The sequence below is a fragment of the Pantoea sp. PNA 14-12 genome (assembly GCF_004364735.1).
GTDB lineage: Bacteria > Pseudomonadota > Gammaproteobacteria > Enterobacterales > Enterobacteriaceae > Pantoea > Pantoea stewartii.
Genome location: NZ_SOAJ01000003.1, coordinates 1 through 20,118 on the forward strand (window position 1 = coordinate 1; position 20,118 = coordinate 20,118).

Genomic DNA, 20,118 nt, shown 5'->3' on the forward strand with positions numbered 1-20,118 from the left:
ACCGGTACTAATGACCCGTGAGGCTTAACCTTACAACGCCAGAGGCGTTTTGGGTTGAGAGACAGAAAGAATTTTCAGCCTTGTTTACCGGATAAGAATATGGTTCTGTTCTGCGGACGTGAGTCCGGAGGATTTTGCGCTGAGGCAACGCGGCATCAGCCCAAAAGACACAGGACAGGGCAGCAAGAATTTGCCTGGCGGCTGTAGCGCGGTGGTCCCACCTGACCCCATGCCGAACTCAGAAGTGAAACGCCGTAGCGCCGATGGTAGTGTGGGGTCTCCCCATGCGAGAGTAGGGAACTGCCAGGCATCAATCAGGTGAAGAAGCCCCGTACGGAAGTACGGGGCTTTTTTACGTCCGGCGTCCGGAGAGAGCGGGGCCTGCCGGACCTCTGCGGGCTTCACAGATCTCTGTTGCTGCCTGACCGGGCGCGCGGAACCGTTATGCCGGAAGCCTCCGTCGACTGTCAGCCCATTCTCATCCCGTTTATAGCAACGCGATGAAACGATGGCTTATGACGTATTTCCGCCTCCTTTCCTGAATTTAAATATTGTCGTGAAACAGGGTAAGCCTGCCATCATCCCGACGTTATGACATCCGATCTCTTTCAATATCAAAACCAGTAAATCAAACGAACGCGTCACCCCTGCCGTGATCCAAGAAACGGTTATGTCTGTGCTTAACGTGACTTTGGGCGCATTCGTTTTACTGGAAGAAAAGATGGGACGTACAGGGGCTAAATACTGGTGATTTAATTATGTGTTAATGCAGGGAAATATACGTCGGCACGGTAAGATATGAATAAAAAAGTTTGAAAAGCCGGTAATTAAAGCGCCGGGAGGCGTTTTAAAACCGGCTTTTTATTTCACTTACTGACATTATTTATATAATTCAGCGGTGACGTGTGCGTAGTTATTCGTGTCAGCACTAATCACTTTAAAATGCTCGCCCTGCTGTTTAGCCTGTCTGGCGATTTTAGAAACCGCGCCATCCAGCGTTAACGAGGTGGCAGAGACCGTTTCTGCGGCGAAACAACCAAAAGACATCAGTGTCAATGCTACAGCCGCAGCGGCTGATGATACTTTATTGATTTTCATAACATTACCCCTTGATTCCGGTTGATGAAGGAGTCTGTCTGGCTCCGTTAAAATCAAATTAGCAAAAGGAACGCGATCTAAAATTAACGTCGTGTGCTCTAATTAATATCAAGCTGATAAGATTAATTGCAGTGTGTAAAAGTGAATATCATCAGGTTAACTGTGTAGGGATTTAATACGGAAATAACATATTTCAACAATGGGGACGTTATTTTGAACTGACATTTTCAGGCCCTAATCATAAGTAAACAGGTTAAATGCACCAGGATAAAGCGTATTTGCTGAGTACGCACTAATCCTGCCGATTTATTCTCATCTTTTGTAGTTTGTCTCAGCTAAAAACATGCCCTCTTAAGTGGATATCAGCATGCAGAGCGATGTCAGGGCATACGCGCATTTCAGGGTCAGCAAACCGAACCAATGGGCTGGCGCTGTCTGTCAGGCGCGTCCTGCATCGAAAATGCCACGACACCGACAGTCATCCCTGCCACGCAGACCCGTGACAACGACAGGCGCATCCACTGTTTACCTTGTCGCGGTGCATCGCTATATAATCAAATACATTACGCTACAGGGGACCTTCATTGAAAATCAGACCGAACCACCTCGTCTTTACAGGCTTACTTATCTTTACCGCATGGAACAGCTACGCCAGCCGCATCGTGACCGATCAGCTTGGTCGTAACGTTACAATCCCGGATCGGGTTGATCGCGTAGTTGTGCTTCAGCACCAGACGCTGAATCTTCTGGTGCAGTTAAATGCGACAGATAAAATCGTAGGGATACTGGCTAACTGGAAACAGCAGTTAGGGGACAATTACGCAACGCTGGTGCCTGAGCTGACGCATAAAGCAATGCTGGGTGATTTGACCCATGTTGATCTGGAAAAGCTAATTGCACTGCATCCACAGGTGGTATTCGTCACCAACTATGCGCCGAAAGAGATGATTGACCAGATCTCCGCACTGGGCATTCCTGTACTGGCGATTTCACTGCGTCACGATGACGCCGGGCAGCAGGGCGAAATTAATCCCAGTATGCAAAATGAAGATAAGGCCTACGATCTCGGGATAAAGGAAGGCATCACCCTGATAGGTGAGGTGGTGAACAGGCAGCAGCAGGCCAAAGCTCTCATCTCAGCAGCCTTTGCGGGGCGTAAAGAGGTGACTGATCGTCTCCACGATCTCCCTGAACAGCAGCGTGTACGCGCCTATATGGCCAATCCCAGTCTGACGACATACGGTGCCGGGAAATATACGGGGCTGATGATGGCCCATGCTGGCGCACTGAACGTGGCAGCATCGACTATTCAGGGTTTCAGGCAGGTCAGCATGGAACAGGTGGTGGTCTGGAATCCGCAGGTAATTTTTGTGCAGAACCGCTATCCGCAGGTTGTTCAGGCGATTCAGCACGATCCGCTCTGGCAGACCATTGATGCTGTCAAACATCACCGTGTCTGGTTGATGCCTGACTATGCCAAGGCATGGGGCTATCCGATGCCAGAAGCCATAGGGTTAGGTGAACTGTGGATGGCGAAAAAACTCTATCCTGACAAATTCCGCGATGTGGATATGCAGCAGCGGGCCGACCGCTGGTATCGCCGCTTTTACCGGACCGCCTATCATGAAACCTCTCCAGATTCTGGCGGCCGGTAGTCTGCGCGATGTGTGGCCGGTGCTGGTTGCCGCGTTCAGCGCGGAATACGGCATAACGACACAAACACACTATGGCCCGGCTGGTTTACTGCGTCAGCGCATCGAACAGGGTGAAGTCGGTGACATGTTTGTTTCGGCCAACCTGCAGCATCCCACAAGCCTGTCGCGACAAGGTCTGGCAGAGGACACCGGGCATTTCATCGATAACAGGCTGTGTCTGACTGCCAGGCGGGAGGATGTCTCTGCAGAAGACGACTGGCTGTCATTACTGCAACGTGATGATTTACGGCTGGCAACCTCAACGCCCCTGTACGATCCCTCAGGGGATTACACGTGGCAGTTATTCGAAAACATTGAGCAGCGATATCCCGGTCAGGGCAGCCGAATCCGGAACAAAGCAAACGCCCTGGTTGGTGGCCCGGACAGTCTGCCTGTTCCTGTTGGCAGACTGGCAGCCCAGTGGCTCATTGATGAAGGCTACGCTGAACTGTTTATCGGCTATGCCAGTTATGCGCCCCGCCTGAGGCATCATCAGTCCCTGCTGGTGCTTAATATTCCTCCTGCTTACAACGTACGGGCGCAATACGGCTGGGCCACTCTTTCACCCTCCGCCATACCGCTTGCCGCCTTCCTCCATACAGATGAGGCACAGCGTATTTTGCGGCGCTATGGTTTTTTGCCACCGTCTGGTTCCAGAAAGCCCGTACAAGGTAAAGCCTGTCTCTGACCCACCAGTGCGGGCTGTAACAGTGCCTTGAAACTTTTTCACCTGTCGATATGCAGACTCGACATTTAGCAAAAGAGCCGTTATCTTTGGCTGTCTGGATGTCTAAACGTATATATGGTTACAAGAGGTGATTAAGTCATGCCAATCAGGGTTCCCGATGAATTACCGGCAGTGAATTTTTTACGTAACGAAAATGTCTTCGTGATGACGTCGTCGCGCGCCAGTGTTCAGGAGATCCGCCCACTTAAAGTTCTGGTACTTAATCTGATGCCTAAAAAGATTGAGACCGAAAACCAGTTCCTGCGCTTGCTCTCTAACTCACCTTTGCAGATTGATGTCCAGTTGCTGCGTATCGACAGCCGTGAATCGCGTAACACACCCAGCGATCACCTTAATAATTTCTACCGTAACTTTGAGGACATCCAGCACGATAACTATGATGGCTTAATCGTTACAGGTGCGCCGCTGGGCCTGGTTGAATTTAACGATGTCGCCTACTGGCCCCAGATACAGCAGGTGCTGGCGTGGGCGAAAGATCATGTTACCTCGACCCTGTTTGTCTGTTGGGCTGTACAGGCAGCACTGAATATTTTGTATGGTATTCCTAAACAAACCCGACAGACGAAACTTGCAGGCGTATTTGAACATCAGATTCTTCATCCCCATGCCTTACTGACGCGGGGATTCGATGATAATTTTCTCGCTCCGCATTCGCGTTATGCGGATTTCCCCACTCAGTTGATCACCGATTACACCGATCTGGAATTATTTGCTGAATCGGAACAAACCGGTGCCTACCTGATGGCAAGCAAGGACAAGAGGCTGGTGTTCGTTACGGGTCACCCGGAATATGATGCGTTAACACTGGCGGGAGAGTTTCAGCGCGACTATGACGCAGGGCTGAACCCTGACGTGCCGTACAATTACTTCCCCCACGATGATCCGCAGCGTCATCCACGCGCCACATGGCGTAGCCATGGAAACCTGTTGTTTTCAAACTGGCTGAACTATTACGTCTATCAAATTACGCCGTTTGATCTGCGCCATATGAATCCGACGCTGGAATAAGCGCACTTTCATTACAACTGAACCGTGTTAGCTGGCTGGCAACACGGTTTTTTTTCGTCCTTAAAAAGCTTTGAAAGGCATTACCTAAAGGAAAGTAAAAATAAAATCATAAATTTCAATGATATAAATATAATATTTAATTAAAATGGAAATAGTTTTTGATTTTAAATTTAAAATACATATGCTCTGATCCTGTAGCTCAGTAATCACCCTATTTGTGGATCGACCATGTTGATCTGCCTGTAAACAGGAGAGAGCAAGCATGACAGACTCAGTTATTACCCACGAATTACACTTCCAGAAGCCCTTTTATAATCTTGAAAAACAGCTACTTACTGAAGAGGTCGTCGCGTTTTTACAGGATCTGGTTATCCGTTTTGCCCCCCAACGCGATACGTTATTAGCGGCGCGACAGGCACGACAAGAAAAGTACGATGCCGGGTCGTTACCTGATTTCGAAATGGAAACAGCTTCCATCAGAGAGCGAGAATGGACGATTCGCGGTATTCCCTCGGATTTACGGGATCGTCGCGTGGAGATTACCGGACCGCCGGATCGCAAAATGGTAATTAATGCCCTGAATGCGAACGTAAAAGTATTTATGGCTGACTTTGAGGACTCCCTGGCACCGACCTGGGAAAAGCTGATGGAAGGGCAGCAAACCCTGCGTGAAGCCGTGGCTGGCACATTGTCTCATACCAGCGAGACAGGCAAGATCTACCAGCTTCGCGCCGATCCGGCTGTCCTGATGTGTCGGGTACGCGGACTGCATCTGTCAGAGAAACATGTCAGCTGGCAGGGCAATGCCATTCCTGGCGGACTGTTTGATTTTGCACTCTACTTTTTTCATAACGTCACGAATCTCCTGGCGAAAGGTAGCGGTCCCTATTTTTATCTGACTAAAACGGAAAGCTGGCAGGAAGCGGCCTGGTGGCGAGAGATCTTTAGCTTCGCTGAGGATCGTTTTGATCTGGCGCGAGGCACAATTAAAGCCACAGTCTTAATTGAAACGCTGCCCGCCGTGTTTCAGATGGACGAGATTCTGTGGAATCTGCGCGATCATATCGTAGGCCTGAACTGCGGGCGCTGGGATTACATTTTCAGCTACATCAAAACATTACGGGAACATGAAGATCGGGTTCTCCCTGATCGTCAGTCCGTGACCATGGCTCAGCCTTTTCTGGATGCTTACTCGCGGTTGCTGGTTAAAACGTGTCATCGCCGCGGTGCCTTTGCTATGGGCGGTATGTCAGCGCTTATTCCCAGTAAAGACAGCGCACGTAATCAGTGGGTGTTGCAGCGCGTCAGGGAAGACAAGCAGCGCGAAGCCAGTAACGGACATGATGGCACCTGGATCGCACATCCAGGCCTGGCCGATACCGCAATGGCGGTGTTTAACCAGGCGCTGGGCGATCACCCCAATCAGCTTCATGTTCTGCGCCACGAAGACGCTCCGGTGCAGGCCGAACAGCTTCTGGCGCCCTGCGAAGGCGATCGAACGGAAGCAGGGATGCGCGCCAATATCCGTGTGGCATTGCAATACCTCGAAGCCTGGATTAGCGGCAACGGCTGCGTTCCTATTGACGGCCTGATGGAAGATGCCGCCACCGCCGAAATCGCCCGTACCTCTATCTGGCAATGGATCCATCACAAGAAAACCCTGCGCGATGGGCAGCAGGTCACGGCGTCGCTGTTTCAGCAGTTGCTCAACGATGAGTTGCACACGCTGCAGATGAATCTGGGTGATAAGACGTTCAGTTCAGGTCGTTATGAGGAAGCAGCGCGATTAATGGCGCAAATCACCACCGAAAACGAACTGGTTCCTTTTCTTACTCTGCCGGGCTATCGCCTGCTTCCCTGACATAAGGAGTGGTTGCCATGACACGTACGCAACAGATTCAGCAACTCGAACAAGACTGGCAGGAAGCACGCTGGCAGGGAATTACCCGCCCTTACAGCGCACAAGATGTTATCTCGCTGCGCGGTTCAGTTCTGCCAGCCTGTACGCTGGCCGAGCGGGGTGCCGGTAAACTCTGGTCATTACTTAATGGCAGCGCGCGCAAAGGTTACGTCAATAGCCTCGGCGCTTTAACCGGCGGTCAGGCATTGCAGCAGGCCAAAGCCGGAATAGAAGCCATATACCTCTCTGGCTGGCAGGTCGCCGCCGATGCCAATCTGGCGGGGCAAATGTATCCCGATCAGTCGCTGTATCCGGTGAACTCGGTGCCTGAGGTTGTCACCCGGATTAATCAGACCTTTCAACGTGCCGATCAGATTCAATGGGCCAACGGCATTGAACCGGGCGACAGCCGCTTTATCGACTATTTTCTGCCCATCGTGGCGGATGCCGAAGCGGGCTTTGGTGGCGTGCTGAATGCCTTTGAACTGATGAAGGCGATGATCAGCGCAGGGGCAGCAGCGGTCCACTTTGAAGATCAACTTGCGGCCGTGAAGAAATGCGGCCACATGGGAGGCAAGGTACTTGTGCCTACCCAGGAGGCCGTACAGAAACTGGTTGCTGCACGCCTGGCCGCCGATGTGATGGGTGTTCCCACCATTCTGCTGGCGCGAACGGATGCCGATGCCGCTGACCTGATCACCTCTGACTGCGATGACTATGACCGTCCGTTTATCCGTGGCGATCGTACCGCGGAAGGCTTCTACCGCACTCATGCCGGCATTGAGCAGGCTATCAGCCGCGGTCTGGCTTATGCGCCTTATGCTGACGTGCTGTGGTGTGAAACGTCGACGCCCGACCTGGCGATGGCGCAGCGCTTCGCCGAAGCCATCCATGCCCGCTTTCCCGGTAAACTGCTGGCTTACAACTGTTCGCCTTCGTTTAACTGGAAAAAGAACCTCGACGACAGCACCATCGCGGCCTTTCAGCAGGCGCTCAGTGAGATGGGCTATCGCTTCCAGTTCATTACCCTGGCCGGTATTCACAGCATGTGGTTCAACATGTTCGACCTGGCACAGGCTTATGCTCAGGGCGAAGGCATGCGTCACTATGTTGAAAAAGTCCAGCAACCAGAGTTCGCTGCCCGGGAGCGGGGGTACAGTTTTTCCTCGCATCAGCAGGAAGTGGGCACCGGCTATTTCGATCAGGTCACCACGATTATTCAGGGCGGTCAGTCCTCCGTTACGGCGCTGACCGGATCGACCGAAGAGCATCAGTTTTGAGTGAAGTCTGTGTCTTTCCCGCCCGGTAACTGTGGGCGGGCTTTTTCAGGAGTGGATTATGCCGCCACGTGAATCCCTAATCGCGCACACCATTCTGCAGGGCTTCGATGCGCAGTATGGCCGTTTTCTTGATATTACGGCGGGTGCTCAGCAGCGTTTTGAACAGGCTGAGTGGCTGGCCGTACAGCAGGCTATGAAGGCACGAATTCATCTTTATGACCACCATGTGGCGCTGGTTGCCGATCAACTGCGCGCACTGAACGGGGCGGCGCACTGGGACGATGCTTTTTGGCTGAAGATCAAAAACCACTATGAAACCCTGTTACCCGGTTATCCGCGTTATGAAATTGCTGAAAGCTTTTTCAATTCCGTTTACTGCCGGCTGCATGGTCACCATGCATTACAGCCGGAACGGTTATTTATCTTCAGCTCGCAACCGCCTGCGCCACAACGTCAGGTTTCGCGTCCACTGGCGCGAACCTATCGGCCCGATCGGGGCTGGCAAACACTGCTGCATGAGGTGCTACGCGATGTGCCTTTGACGCTGCCCTGGCAGGATCAGGCGCGCGATGAAGCCTGGATTGTACGCCATTTGCATGAGGCGTTCTCTTCCGCGCAACTGGCACAGGGCTGGCTGGACGTCTGTTGTGAGCTGTTTTACCGCAACAAAACCGCCTGGATAGTGGCTCGCCTGCATCTGCCCGACGCTATCCTGCCATGCCTGTTGCCGGTTCAGCGCAGCGAGCAAGGTGAATTGTGGATCGATACCTGCCTGACGGATGTGAACGAGGCCAGCATCGTGTTCGGCTTTGCCCGCGCGTACTTCATGGTTTATGCCCCATTACCCGGCGCGCTGGTCGCATGGCTGAAGCCTGTCTTACCGGGTAAAACGCTGGCAGAACGTTATATGGCCATCGGCTGCCAGAAACATGGCAAAACGGAAAGCTACCGGGAATATCTGCAGGCGCTGGAGCAAACGGATGCCGCCTTTGAGATTGCGCCAGGCATCCCTGGCATGGTGATGCTGGTCTTTACGCTGCCGGGCTTTGATCGGGTGTTCAAAGTCATCAAAGATCGCTTTGCTCCGCAAAAAGAGGTCACGGAAGAGCAGGTAAGGGCCTGCTATCAGCAGGTTAAAGAACATGACCGTGTGGGACGCATGGCTGACACGCAGGCCTTTGAACAGTTTGCGCTGCCGCTCGCACGCATTACGCCGGCACTGCTGGTGGCGTTCCAGAATACGATTGCCGGAAAAATGCGTATTGAAGGCGATCGCCTGATCATCAGTCATCTGTGGCTGGAACGTCGTATGCAGCCGCTTAACCTTTTTCTGGCTGAGGCCAGCGACAGCCAACGTGCTCAGGCCATTGAAGAATATGGCAACGCGATCAAACAACTGGCTGCCGCTAATATCTTTCCCGGTGATATGCTGTTTAAAAATTTTGGCATCACCCGTCATGGACGCGTGGTGTTTTATGACTACGATGAGATTCGCCCGATGCAGGAACTCCATTTCCGTGACGTGCCTGCGGCGCGTTATGACGAGGACGAGTTAAGCGCCGAGCCCTGGTACAGCGTTGGGCCAGATGATGTTTTTCCTGAAACCTTTCGTTATGCCCTGTGCAGTGAGCCGAAAGTCGGTGCGCTGCTCCAGCAACGGCATCCGGAAATTTTTGACGCGGGCTGGTGGCGCGCCCAGCAGCGGCGCATTGCGCAGGGGCATATTGAGGATGTTATTGCCTGGCAGCCCGCCCAGCGCTTCTGTGTGCGCTATGGCAGCAGGCTTGCACCGCGGCATAAAACCCCAGAGCATCCCGACCAGGAACGGGAACCGCTTCAGCCGTCACTCTTTGCCAGCGGCCAGGAGTCAAACAGATAACCATCAAAGTCGAGATCGTCCACGTTGGAAAATTCCAGTAAACGCTGCTTCACATTTTCCAGATGCTGCCACATAGCCAGCTTAGCGGCGCGGGCATCTTTTTTGATCAGCGCGGCAAGAATTTGCCGGTGATCGACCAGCCACGCTTTACGGTATTGGGTATCGCCAAGATGGCTGTGCAGTTGAATCCACATAGGGTTGTTTTCGCGCCACTGCCATGACTGGCGAAATACGTCGACCAGCATACTGTTATGCGTGGCTTCAGCGATGGCCAGATGAAAGTGCATATCACCTTTTTCCGGGTTTCCCAGCGAACACGAGGTCAGCTCGCGTTCTTCCAGCAGCAAAGCCTGACGCATTTTGATGATGTCCGCCCGTGTCGCCTGCAGGGCGGCAAACTCCGCGATATTGCTTTCCAGCAACTGTCGCGCCTGAAGCTGCTCAAACGGGCCGGCATCGTTGTGATAGGAGGGATTTGCCTCACTAATACGGCATGGAGAGCTGTGCGCTGTGACGTAAATACCGGCTCCCCGTCTGACTTCGATCAGCCCTTCGATTTCCAGCATAATGAGCGCCTCGCGAACGACGGTGCGGCTGACGTTAAGCATGCCAGCCATTTCACGCTCGGGTGGCAGGCGCCCGCCCGGGCGATAGGGCGTTTCCACAATGCGCTGCCGGATTTTTGCGGCGACTTGCTGATAAGGACGTTGCTGAGAGACAGATCTCATAGTGATGCTCCCGTCAGATACCGTTGCGGCAAAAATTTTACCACCTCACGATCGGGATAACAGGGTTCAGCGCACGTTAAGATAAGCAGGCTGACGGGTTGGCACGCTGTTTTATTCTTTATTTAACAATAAATTGCGAGAATAATTAAAAGCGGCATCAAGAGATGCCACTTTGGAAACATACAGACTACTTCATCTGATGATTTGTTACTTCAGCATGAAGTCATATTGCATACCGGCTTTCACATCCCAGTAATTGAGCCGGTCACCCAGTGAGCTACCGGGGCGCTTCTCCCTGGCTCTGTCGGCGGCAATATACATGTTCAGGCCTTTAAACGGGCCCTCTGCGACGTTGTACAGGATCGCGCCCATCAGGCCCACTCCGTTGATTCTGGTATGGCGCTGTTTGTCTTCATAACCGTGAGTAAGAATCGGGCCCAGCATAACGCCGACGTTCGGGGTGAAGAAATATTGCCCGCCAAGCTGAACAGACAGCATGCCTTCTTTATTGCGATCAATACTCAGCGAGTCGGGATAGCCAATATCCGTATAGATAATACGACCATCAATATCATGGGTAAGCTTACCCACGGCACCAAATAACCGGGCATTCGCAAACGAATAGGTTAATCGCCCGGAAATCAACGCCGTCTCGTGGTGATAACTGAGAGGCTTACTCATCCCCTCAACCTGACCATAAAAACCCATCAGCTCCCATTTGAGTGCGCGAGCGTCAGCAAAGGTATAGGTTTTTTCGATGATGCTTTGCACCTGAGTCGATACATCTTGTTGATAAGAGGCACCCAGTGAATACCGCGAAGAAGCATCGTGCCAGGATCCCACCAGATAGCCGCGGCTCCGATGGGGATGGTATTTCCCTGTTGTGCTGTTAATCACGCCTTCATCACGCACGCCCGTGGCAGAGTCGACATAATAGAACGCGCGCTTACGCCACATTGACCAGAATTCCAGATTCTCTGTCGCCTCAAAGTGGGCCAGCGCACCTTCAGAAATTGTCTGTATCGTGCGTGACGAATTATCGGCGATCAACGGGATGCGCCAGGGCAGGCTGCCGTAACCATAATCCGTCCCAAACCGCCCGAGCGTCAGGTGAAGATTCTCTGCCGGTTTAAGTTTGACCGCGCCAATGGCCACACCAAAGCTGTCGTGACCGTCCAGATAATAGCGGGTGCTCCAGCCGGCGTTTGCACCCAGCTTGTACACATAATACGCTCCCGCGCTCACGCCGATGACGTCATTGTAATAGCGCGTATTCACATCAATCAGCCCACCCTGTACCCAGGCGTAAATATGACGATCTGAACCCGCGCTGGGTTTGTCGGCCCGCCGAAAATCGTTTTTCAGACGAATGCGCAGGCTGTCCTCATCGTCATTAATCGCGGCAGCATAAAGCGGAGAGGACGGGAAAAACAGGCTGACAAGCAGAATGCAAAATAGGGCAATTTTCATCACGTATCCATACCGTATGTGAACAGAGCCGGATGACGTCGGGCCGGGCGGTTATCCGCATGCCTTGCGTTTTACCTTTCCTGACCCGCGTCAACCCGACCAGATTAAGGCCGGGTGCATTTATCCTGTTGCCAGACCTGCTCGTAGTCGTAGCCCGTCAGGGCTTTCACGACCTCTTTGGTTTCGGGTGTGCAGTCGGCTTTATCGCCGCCTGCCTTGAGGCGATCAATTTCATTCACCAATACCCGATGCGTTTCGCGTGTCAGTTTAAATTTGAAGGTCATATATAAACTGATCAGTAACAGACCGCCGGTGCCGAAGACCAGGAGCCCGGTAATCGCATTGAGCGCACTTTCCGGTTGAATTAACTGGCCTTTAACAAAATGATTGTGTTCCAGTACCGCACCCACCACCATAATGGCGACGGCCACGGTACTTTTTCGCATCAACGTCATGACGCCAGCAAAAACGCCTTCGCGCCGCTGACGCGTGACCATTTCATCCACATCGGGAATAAAGCTGTAAATATTCCAGGGGATAAAGTAAAGCCCCGCACGGCCAAAACCCAGCAGGACAAAAATGAGCGTGGTCAACCACCATGACGACACTGCCGAATGGCCGATAAACATTAAAATCAGATAACCCAGCACACCTAAAATACACAGGTAGGAAATACGCATGGCGTAGGCGGGCCTGACATTCAGTTTATCCAGCATAAACATGAAAAGCAGCGTGGAAGGAATGGAGACGGACGTCGCAATGGAAAGATAGGCCGACGCGTTTGCCGCATCCAGATTTAAACCGTAGACAACAAAGTAAACGAAGACAGCAATAAAAATATCCAGTGCGGTAAATGAAGAGATATAGATAATTAAATGTTGTCTGAATATTTTTATTTTGAATGTTGTCATTAACTCGACAAACATATTTTTCAGGTGGCTCAATAATCCGAGGCTGGGACCCGTATTGCGCCGTTCAAACTCTTCCGGGTTCATATCTTTTGACTCCCAGGTACAATACCAGGTAATCAACACCACAATAAAGAACAGGCAGGAAAACATAATACCGGTGTAGGTATAGGTCAGCGCCGAATCCTGGCCAAAATACTGAATCACAATGCCCGGCACCGAAGCGGTCAGGAAGGTTCCTACCTGAGAAAATGTCAGGCGGATGGCGGCCATCCGTGTTCTTTCACCAAAATCATTGGTCATCTCTGCCGCCAGGGTTTCCCACGGTACCAGCACCATGGCAACCAGCAGTTCTACCGCCAGGTAGGTACCAAGGTAGTACCAGTAGTTCATGTCGCTGACCCAGACCAGCGCGTAAACAAACATCATTGGCGCGCTGATGAGCAGGAAGAAGCGACGGCGACCAAAGCGCTTACCCAGCCGGGTACTGCCGAATTTATCGGTGATATATCCCATCACCGGACTCAGAATGGCATCAATAATACGGGCAATAGCAAAAATTGAGCTGGCTTCCAACATTGAAAGCCCACAGAACGTCGTATAAAAAAACAGTAACCATGTACCGATTAAAGCCATGGACCCACCGCCAAAAATATCGGTAATGCCATAGCCAATGGCGGTGCCTGTCCCCACTTTTCTGCGCACGGGCTGTGCTAACGTTGTCATAATATTCCCTTAATAAAATCGGAGTGGCGCTCAGACGCATTCAGGTGTCGTATAAGCGTGAAAAAGTAATGCGAACTTTTAAATAAAGCTCTAAAGAATAAACAACGCGGGTGTGTGTTTGCGTTGTCAGTCTTTAATGCAGGTGAGTATTTTTTGTTAAATAAATAGTAATTTTTAACGCCGTTATTTAGCGTGGTAAATTTTGGTTGACCAGAATAATGCCCCGCTCTGTGTTCTCTAAAAGGCGCGCTGTTATTTGTACTGATGCGTTAATACGCGTATTTTCGGCGTAGAGCATGGTAATCATTCTGCCCTTTTAAAAAAAAGAGGTCGGTCACAAATACTATGGATGCCGATAAGGTAGACTCAAATTCCCTATTGGTTGACCAGTTGAAAAGGGGAGGGAGTTATTATGTAAGGCGTGTGTTATTTAATGATGAGATGTTATCTAGTTTAACTATTGTGGTTTGGTTTTTATTTTTCATTATTAAATTATCTAAGTGAATACATTCTTTAAAGATTAAATATTGCCTGAGATTGGATGTTTTATCTTTCTCATTACTTCTGATTAAAAAAGGACTTCATTATGTTTTATTTTACCTCTGGACTCTCTCCTGCCCCGGCAAAGTTCGAAGCCGCAATGGATGCGGTTATTGATCATGCGATTAATAGCCAGCGTGTTGTGGGTACCACAGTGATGGTGGCTCAGGCGGGAAAACTGATTTATCAACGGGCGGCGGGGTGGGCGGACAGAGAGCAAAATAAAGCCATGTCTGTGGATGCGATATACCGTCTTGCGTCACTCACCAAACCCATTGTCAGCCTGACCGCCATGCGCCTGATCGAGCAAGGGGATATCACTCTGGACGACGATATCACCCGCTGGCTTCCGGATTTCCGTCCCTGCCTTGAGAACGGTGAGCCAGCCACTATCCGGGTGCGGCATTTGCTGAGCCATATGTCAGGTTTACGCTATCGTTATTCCGCCCCGGCGGATTCGCTTTATCACTCACGCAATGTGTCAGACGGCATCGACTATCAGCCCGGACTCACCCTGGAAGAGAATCTGCAGCGCCTTGCGGGCACCCGGTTACAGTTCCGTCCCGGCACCGGCTGGCGTTATTCCCTGGGCATTGATGTCCTCGGTGAAATCATGGTGCGGGCGACCGGTAAAAGCCTGCCAGAACTGGTGAATCACCATATAACGAGCCCACTGGGGATGGCAGACACGCTGTTTAGCGTCAGAGACGCGTCGCGATTAACCACGGTCTACACGGACGACAACCCGGTGCCTTCAGTCATGCGTGATGATCAGCAGATCCCTTTCGGTGAAGGCACCGCGATTTTTAGCCCCGGCCGTATTCTCAAACCCGATGCCTGGCCGTGCGGCGGCGGCGGTATGGCAGGAACGGCCCTCGATTTTATGCAAGTGCTGGAAACCGTCCGGCGTGAAGGCGCGCCGCTAATCACGCGTGAAAGTTTTGACTACATGACGCAGGAACACGTGACGGCAAACTGGGCTACGCAGGGGCCGGGATGGGGATTTGGTGTGGGCTGGGCACTGCTGGTGGATCCGGATGCTGCCCTGTCGCCTCAGTCAGCCGGTACGCTGTCGTGGAGTGGAGCGTATGGACACACCTGGTTCGTGGATCGTCAAAACGCGCTGTGCGTGGTCGCCATGACCAATACCACACCGGAGGGGGTGAATGGGCAGTTTCCTGTGATGGTGCGTGATGCCGTCTATAAAGGTTTACTAAGCGCCTGATATGACAGGCCATCAGCCACTGGCGCGCTGGATCGCGCCAGTGATCTACGCGTCGATTTCCGGACTCGCGCACGGTGCAAAGCCCGTTCCTTAACGACCGCTGTAAGCCTGGGTAACCTGGCGCGCTTCCCGAATGACCAGCGCGCCCAGTTCGGTAATGCGATCGTCAGTCATGCGGGCAATTGGACCCGAAATCGACAGCGCGGCAAAAGGCTCGCCGTGTTCGTCATAAATGGGTGCCGCCACGCAACGCAAGCCGAGCGCATGCTCTTCGTCATCGAAAGAAAATCCACGGGTACGTATTTGTGCCAGGTTAGTTTTCAGGCTCTGCGGAGACATCAGCGTATTGGGTGTGTAGTAATGCAGGCCCTTCTGGTGCAGCAGCGCGGTCACTTTGTCGTCGCTGAGATGGGCAAGAAAGGCTTTGCCCGCTCCGGAAGCATGCATGGGCAGCTTGCCGCCGATCGGTGCGGACATGCGCATGAGCTGCGTGCACTGTACCTGGTCAATAATGACCGCCTGGAAGTCGCTCAGGTCCAGCACCGCCAGATTGACCGTTTCGCCCGAACTCTCCATCAGTGAACGTAACACCGGATGCACCAGCGCCAGCAGGTTGCGGCTCTGCAAAAAACTGCTTCCAACCACAAACGCATGCGCGCCGATTGTCCAGAAACCCAGATCGCCCACCTGGCGCACAAAGCCCTGCTGCTGCATTGTGGTCAGCAGACGATGGGTGGTCGAGTTTGGTAAACCCGCCTGTTGTGCCAGTTCGGTAAGTGCCACGCTACCCTGTGAACTGGCGATCAACTCCAGCAACGTCAGCCCCCGTGTCAGTGACTGAACCTGACCGCCAGCCGGAGCGGGAGGTGCCGACGTGCTGCGAGGTTTTTTACCGCGTTTGGCGGCAACAGGCGTAGCCATAGAGTCTCTCCTTTCACATAGTGGAAACCATTTTCGTTTTAATCACCGTAAATGCAAACGCTGGTGCGCTGGTCAGACCTGCTCTCCGTCTCCGCAATCCGCCGGGCCTGGCCGGATGTGAAGGCACACGCTGGAATGAAACCTGTGGGGGTAATTTGTGATGTGGTCAGGCGCGTCAAGGTGAGGCAGATAATTTAGTCATCCTGCCAGCCGCTATGTTGCGGTGGCGCAAAGCCAGCGCGATCGGGTGGAAGATTATGCGGCTGTAAAAACACGTCGGTGAGCGGCGTGGCGCGCGGGCCTTTCAGCTGAGGACGACGCAGACACAAAAGAAGGCAGCCCGCAGGCTGCCCTCTTTATCAGTTGAACCGCGCATCGCGATCCGAGGTCATGTCATACAGCTGGTACTTGCGTCCCAGCATCTGACCGCCATCGCGGGTGAGCGGAACCCAGTTAATCTGCGCACGGCCACGCGTTGGCGTCACGGTAAACAGATCCATTGGGATGGAAATGTAGAAACCTTTCGTAAAGTCGCCTTCGCCGTACTGCTGAGAGGAGACATTGGTTTTGGTCGCATAGACGCCGACCATGACGCCGCTGTCGAAGCGTTTAGAGACATCCAGCGTGACGCCTTTATCCTTCGCCAGATACTGGCCGATACTGGCCTTAACCAACACATCTTCCGCAAACCACGGCCGCCAGTAACCTGTCAGGTTGCCGGTCGGGGCTTCGTAATGCGTAAACCGCATCATGTCGTTCCAGTCACGCTGGCGCACATAGTTGGCGTCTACGCCCACCGCCCAGTTGCTGTCCACCGGACGATAAAGCACTTCGCCCCCGACACCACCGTACATGGTTTCCAGATAGCCGCCATAGACCTGGCCGTAGAAACCATTGCCCAGATAATCCATGTAGTTAGCCTGCAGATCGTTGACGTAAACGTTGTTCTCAACGTAGTCACGAATATGCGTACGCACGCGGGGCAGGGTAGAATCGGCGGGGGCACCGTTGTAGTTGAATTTATTATAGTTATTTGCCACGTTAGCAAACAGGCTGCCACTGACCAGCAGATGATTGGTCAGCCAGTAATCGACGTTGCCCATGACGCCGACCTGATACAGATAGAAGCTCTCCGGGCCGCCGACAGACTGATTGAGTACCGGAGACAGACCGTAATCCAGGCGATCTTTGCGAATAAACATCCCCTGCTCGGTCTGACCCGGATCGACCGGATTTTTGCGTACCTGCTGCAGAGACTGCTCATGTCCTAACGGGTAGCCAGTCAAATCATTACGCAGGCTGGCAACGGACGTTTCTGTCGTCACCTGCGGCATATTGAAGCGCGACTCTGTGACGTTGATCGTATCGATGCCGTCCGGCAGGTTGTTCATGATGATACGATTGGCGCGGTCGACTCCTTCGCGGGTATCGCGATATTTGGTCTGCTCGCCCGATACATACAGCGTATTGCCTTTGGTCTGGATTTTCGGGCCCGCCAGGCCTGCGTCGTACTTCAGCGCAGACAGCTGATTGCCTGTCACCGTGGTCTCCAGCAATTTCGGCTGCGGATGCGGATCATAGGCCGGTTTAGGGCTGTCGATATGATCCTGATGCATATCGTTAAAGTTAGTCCGGATGGTAAAGCCGAACATAAAGGTATTGCCGCGCTCATAGCTGGCATTGATATCCGCCCAGTCAGTTACGCGGTAGATCGCACCGACGTTAACTTTACTGCGCTGCGGCAGGCGTCCGGCAAAATCATCTTTATAATCATTGCCTTCATATTCCACTTTCAGGCGCAGCGGCTGCCACGGCGTTTGGTATTCAATACCGCCGAACACGGCAGAAGGGCCGTGAAACATCTGAGAACCGTTAATCGAGCCAGCCTGTCCTACGCCCGGGCGCTGACAGAAGCTGTCGCTGTAAGAGCAGAAAGGGTTGGAAACGGTTCCGCTGTTGCCCAGATAGCCCCAGCCAAAGCCCAGCGTAAAGTCAAAGGGCCCCCAGGCTTTGGTGGCGACCAGATATTCACTGTCAAATAAGCCGGTACCGCCAAGATCGCGCGTACCGAACGAGACTTCAGGTAACCAGTATCCTTCCTGCCACAGCCGCAGTTTCAGGTCGAAGGCTTTATCTTTATAGCTTTGATTACCACTGAAACTCTCTACCGCACTGTAACGTCGTGTCCGCACATCGGTGTAGCGCACAGTCGTTTCCAGCCAGGGGAAAAGCTGTAATGAGGCGGAATAGTAGCGATACTGGTCATTATCGCGGAAGTTAAGGCTGAATTCGCCTTCTCTTGCCATTCGCGCAGTCGGTACCTGCATCAGCCCTACGCCGCCGAAATCAGACTGCGACGGCGTGACGGGCGCCTCATACATTTCCGCCTGCGCCTGGCAGGCGCTTGCTACTGAAACAGCCAACAGGCTGAGAAGATAACGTTTTTTCATCAGTCTGGTATCCGGTGAGTCAGAACAGAAACAAGGCGGCTATTCAGATCGTCAAAGGCGCCTGGCAGGCTCCATGAGGAAAAGCCCACAAAAATAATGCTGCCAGCTTCAGGTTCGACATGGCGATGGTTCCAGTAAGCAATCGGGACGTTCTGCGTCGTTCCGTCTGGCGCAATCACAACCGCGAAATTGCGTTCTGCACCGGCCAGCCGTGGATGGTCACGCAGGTATTCCCGCACGGACTTGCCCGGTTGCCAGGCTTCGCGTCCGGCTCCGGCAATCGCGCCCAGCAGCAGCACATGATGACTGGGCTGAGTGAGATAGAGATCATAACGCCCGTCCAGGCGGCGGTTGTCTGCTGAATGCAGCCGGATGCGATCAGGATCCAGCGTGACGAACTGGCGGCCCGTCACCTTCATGTTGCTGAACTGCCGAATCACCGCGTCAATGGCGGCGGCTTGTTCACCACTGCTGTCCGCCCGCCAGGTACGCAGCGCGGCCAGGGCCTGCTGATACTGCTGCCGGGCCTGGGTTGTCGCTCCCTGCTCAGCAATCACGGCCCGTCGCCAGTCGGTTTGGGCCATTAATGCGGGCTGCGTCACCAACTGCGCCAGATTTTCGACCTGATTGAGCTGCACACTGGCGGTGTCCTGCGGGGCATGGACGGTAACCTGACCTGCGGCACGGGCACCCAGACTGGTAAGCAGACTCACGCCTGCCAACAATAGCGTTATTTTTTTCATGATTTCGCCGGCTTCAGAATGGTGATTTCAACAGGGAAGGTATCGGCAGCAAGCATCTGTCGGGATTGCACGACCTGACCGCTGCTGTTATCGATCCAGAACGTGTTTTGCCACTCACGGCCAAGGCTGTCGATACGTAACGCCTCATGCCAGACGCGGCAGGGGATGCGGTTTCCGGCAATCGTCAGGACTTCATCATCGCCACGCTCGAAAGTGGAACTGACGGTGGCGCTCTGGAATTTGCCCTGCCCGGTCCACTGCACAATCCGCGTCCAGTGCTGGCCGTTGGTCAGCGACAGGCCTTTCGCCAGCGGATCCTGTTGCAGGTTACTGACGTTCATCAGGTTGTCGGGCAGGCCCAGCGTTTTAATCAGCCTGCCGTGGGCCGTTACCAGCATGGACTGGTCACGCGTAATCCATTTTTGCTGGCCGTTTTCGTTGTAACCCAGCACGACAAAAATGCGTGGGCCGTCATTAATGCGTGCATACAGGCTGGCGTAGGGCAGCGCATCAATTTCCTGAGGCGTGACAGTGACATCTTTTGGCCCTTCGATGGCCATTATCACCGTCTGTTCGAGTCCTTTTTGCGTTTGTGTACAGGCCTGCAGCAGCAGGCAAACGAGCAGCAGCGGAAGTTGGCGCACAATGTGTCCCTGATAAATGATGCCAAAGTAAAAATAACCACACGAATGTGTGGTTATGATTAATGCTCCCATACCTCTGTTCTTTCAGCTGCCGACACGCTGGCGTCCTCGTCGCAACACACTCACCTGCGTAAATGCATCACGACTCACACGTTC

General features: G+C 53.0%; 15 protein-coding genes and 1 rRNA gene. 8 read left to right on the top strand and 8 right to left on the bottom strand.

From position 1 onward, the window contains the following. Positions 1-193 precede the first annotated feature (193 nt). A 5S ribosomal RNA gene (gene rrf / locus C7434_RS11170) occupies positions 194-309 on the top strand. Positions 310-879: 570 nt separating this feature from the next. Here the strand turns inward: rrf and C7434_RS11175 are convergent. Next, positions 880-1,098: a YdgH/BhsA/McbA-like domain containing protein gene (locus tag C7434_RS11175; protein WP_006122329.1), complete on the bottom strand. Its 219-nt coding sequence runs from the start codon at positions 1,096-1,098 to the stop codon at positions 880-882. Between the two features lie 590 nt (positions 1,099-1,688). Between C7434_RS11175 and C7434_RS11180 the strand changes: the two genes are divergently transcribed. From C7434_RS11180 to aceK, 6 genes are all read left to right on the top strand, one after another. Beyond that, the gene (locus tag C7434_RS11180; RefSeq protein WP_185200093.1) at positions 1,689-2,753 is read left to right on the top strand and encodes an ABC transporter substrate-binding protein; all 1,065 of its coding nucleotides are present in this window, start codon (positions 1,689-1,691) and stop codon (positions 2,751-2,753) included. Next, on the top strand, positions 2,722-3,480 hold the full coding sequence (locus C7434_RS11185; protein WP_133745476.1) for a substrate-binding domain-containing protein: 759 nt from the start codon (positions 2,722-2,724) through the stop codon (positions 3,478-3,480). The genes C7434_RS11180 and C7434_RS11185 overlap by 32 nt, the downstream gene beginning before the upstream one ends. A gap of 138 nt (positions 3,481-3,618) precedes the next feature. Next, positions 3,619-4,548, top strand: a complete 930-nt coding sequence (gene metA, locus C7434_RS11190) for a homoserine O-succinyltransferase (protein WP_033738928.1) — start codon at positions 3,619-3,621, stop codon at positions 4,546-4,548. A 262-nt stretch (positions 4,549-4,810) separates the two neighbouring features. Continuing rightward, on the top strand, positions 4,811-6,409 hold the full coding sequence (aceB, locus tag C7434_RS11195) for a malate synthase A (RefSeq protein WP_133745477.1): 1,599 nt from the start codon (positions 4,811-4,813) through the stop codon (positions 6,407-6,409). 17 nt (positions 6,410-6,426) lie between these two features. Further along, a complete protein-coding gene (gene aceA / locus C7434_RS11200) occupies positions 6,427-7,728 on the top strand; it encodes an isocitrate lyase (RefSeq protein WP_058702324.1) in 1,302 nt (433 codons plus the stop codon). Between the two features lie 58 nt (positions 7,729-7,786). Next, the gene (aceK, locus tag C7434_RS11205; RefSeq protein WP_133745478.1) at positions 7,787-9,607 is read left to right on the top strand and encodes a bifunctional isocitrate dehydrogenase kinase/phosphatase; all 1,821 of its coding nucleotides are present in this window, start codon (positions 7,787-7,789) and stop codon (positions 9,605-9,607) included. Here aceK and uxuR read toward each other — a convergent pair. From uxuR to C7434_RS11220, 3 genes are all read right to left on the bottom strand, one after another. Further along, positions 9,565-10,335 carry a Uxu operon transcriptional regulator gene (gene uxuR, locus C7434_RS11210; protein ID WP_133745479.1) on the bottom strand — a complete coding sequence of 257 codons (771 nt, stop codon included), beginning with the start codon at positions 10,333-10,335 and terminating at the stop codon, positions 9,565-9,567. The genes aceK and uxuR overlap by 43 nt on opposite strands. A gap of 207 nt (positions 10,336-10,542) precedes the next feature. Continuing rightward, positions 10,543-11,805, bottom strand: coding sequence for a glucuronide uptake porin UidC (uidC, locus tag C7434_RS11215; RefSeq protein ID WP_133745480.1), 1,263 nt, complete (start codon positions 11,803-11,805; stop codon positions 10,543-10,545). Between the two features lie 104 nt (positions 11,806-11,909). After that, the gene (locus C7434_RS11220; RefSeq protein ID WP_054634679.1) at positions 11,910-13,439 is read right to left on the bottom strand and encodes an MFS transporter; all 1,530 of its coding nucleotides are present in this window, start codon (positions 13,437-13,439) and stop codon (positions 11,910-11,912) included. 586 nt (positions 13,440-14,025) lie between these two features. On the opposite strand from C7434_RS11220, the gene C7434_RS11225 reads away from it, so the two are divergent. Next, entirely contained in the window at positions 14,026-15,204 is a 1,179-nt protein-coding gene (locus C7434_RS11225) for a serine hydrolase domain-containing protein (protein ID WP_054634678.1), read from the top strand. A gap of 90 nt (positions 15,205-15,294) precedes the next feature. Here the strand turns inward: C7434_RS11225 and iclR are convergent, their stop codons facing one another. The 4 genes from iclR to C7434_RS11245 all read right to left on the bottom strand — a co-directional run bounded on the left by iclR (position 15,295) and on the right by C7434_RS11245 (position 19,962). Further along, positions 15,295-16,125 (bottom strand): glyoxylate bypass operon transcriptional repressor IclR, encoded by an 831-nt coding sequence (iclR, locus tag C7434_RS11230; protein WP_039339083.1) that lies wholly within the window; start codon positions 16,123-16,125, stop codon positions 15,295-15,297. A 359-nt stretch (positions 16,126-16,484) separates the two neighbouring features. Next, entirely contained in the window at positions 16,485-18,575 is a 2,091-nt protein-coding gene (locus tag C7434_RS11235; protein WP_006121538.1) for a YjbH domain-containing protein, read from the bottom strand. Next, positions 18,575-19,318 (bottom strand): capsule biosynthesis GfcC family protein, encoded by a 744-nt coding sequence (locus tag C7434_RS11240; RefSeq protein ID WP_133745481.1) that lies wholly within the window; start codon positions 19,316-19,318, stop codon positions 18,575-18,577. Before C7434_RS11240 ends, C7434_RS11235 begins: the two co-directional genes overlap by 1 nt. Then, positions 19,315-19,962: a YjbF family lipoprotein gene (locus tag C7434_RS11245; protein WP_006121542.1), complete on the bottom strand. Its 648-nt coding sequence runs from the start codon at positions 19,960-19,962 to the stop codon at positions 19,315-19,317. Before C7434_RS11245 ends, C7434_RS11240 begins: the two co-directional genes overlap by 4 nt. Positions 19,963-20,118 lie beyond the last annotated feature (156 nt).

Coding starts and splice junctions, on each gene's coding strand:
- C7434_RS11175 (WP_006122329.1), bottom strand. CDS start 1,098: ATGAAAATCAATAAAGTATCATCAGCCGCTGCGGCTGTAGCATTGACA.
- C7434_RS11185 (WP_133745476.1), top strand. CDS start 2,722: ATGAAACCTCTCCAGATTCTGGCGGCCGGTAGTCTGCGCGATGTGTGG.
- metA (WP_033738928.1), top strand. CDS start 3,619: ATGCCAATCAGGGTTCCCGATGAATTACCGGCAGTGAATTTTTTACGT.
- aceB (WP_133745477.1), top strand. CDS start 4,811: ATGACAGACTCAGTTATTACCCACGAATTACACTTCCAGAAGCCCTTT.
- aceA (WP_058702324.1), top strand. CDS start 6,427: ATGACACGTACGCAACAGATTCAGCAACTCGAACAAGACTGGCAGGAA.
- aceK (WP_133745478.1), top strand. CDS start 7,787: ATGCCGCCACGTGAATCCCTAATCGCGCACACCATTCTGCAGGGCTTC.
- uxuR (WP_133745479.1), bottom strand. CDS start 10,335: ATGAGATCTGTCTCTCAGCAACGTCCTTATCAGCAAGTCGCCGCAAAA.
- uidC (WP_133745480.1), bottom strand. CDS start 11,805: ATGAAAATTGCCCTATTTTGCATTCTGCTTGTCAGCCTGTTTTTCCCG.
- C7434_RS11220 (WP_054634679.1), bottom strand. CDS start 13,439: ATGACAACGTTAGCACAGCCCGTGCGCAGAAAAGTGGGGACAGGCACC.
- C7434_RS11225 (WP_054634678.1), top strand. CDS start 14,026: ATGTTTTATTTTACCTCTGGACTCTCTCCTGCCCCGGCAAAGTTCGAA.
- iclR (WP_039339083.1), bottom strand. CDS start 16,125: ATGGCTACGCCTGTTGCCGCCAAACGCGGTAAAAAACCTCGCAGCACG.
- C7434_RS11235 (WP_006121538.1), bottom strand. CDS start 18,575: ATGAAAAAACGTTATCTTCTCAGCCTGTTGGCTGTTTCAGTAGCAAGC.
- C7434_RS11240 (WP_133745481.1), bottom strand. CDS start 19,318: ATGAAAAAAATAACGCTATTGTTGGCAGGCGTGAGTCTGCTTACCAGT.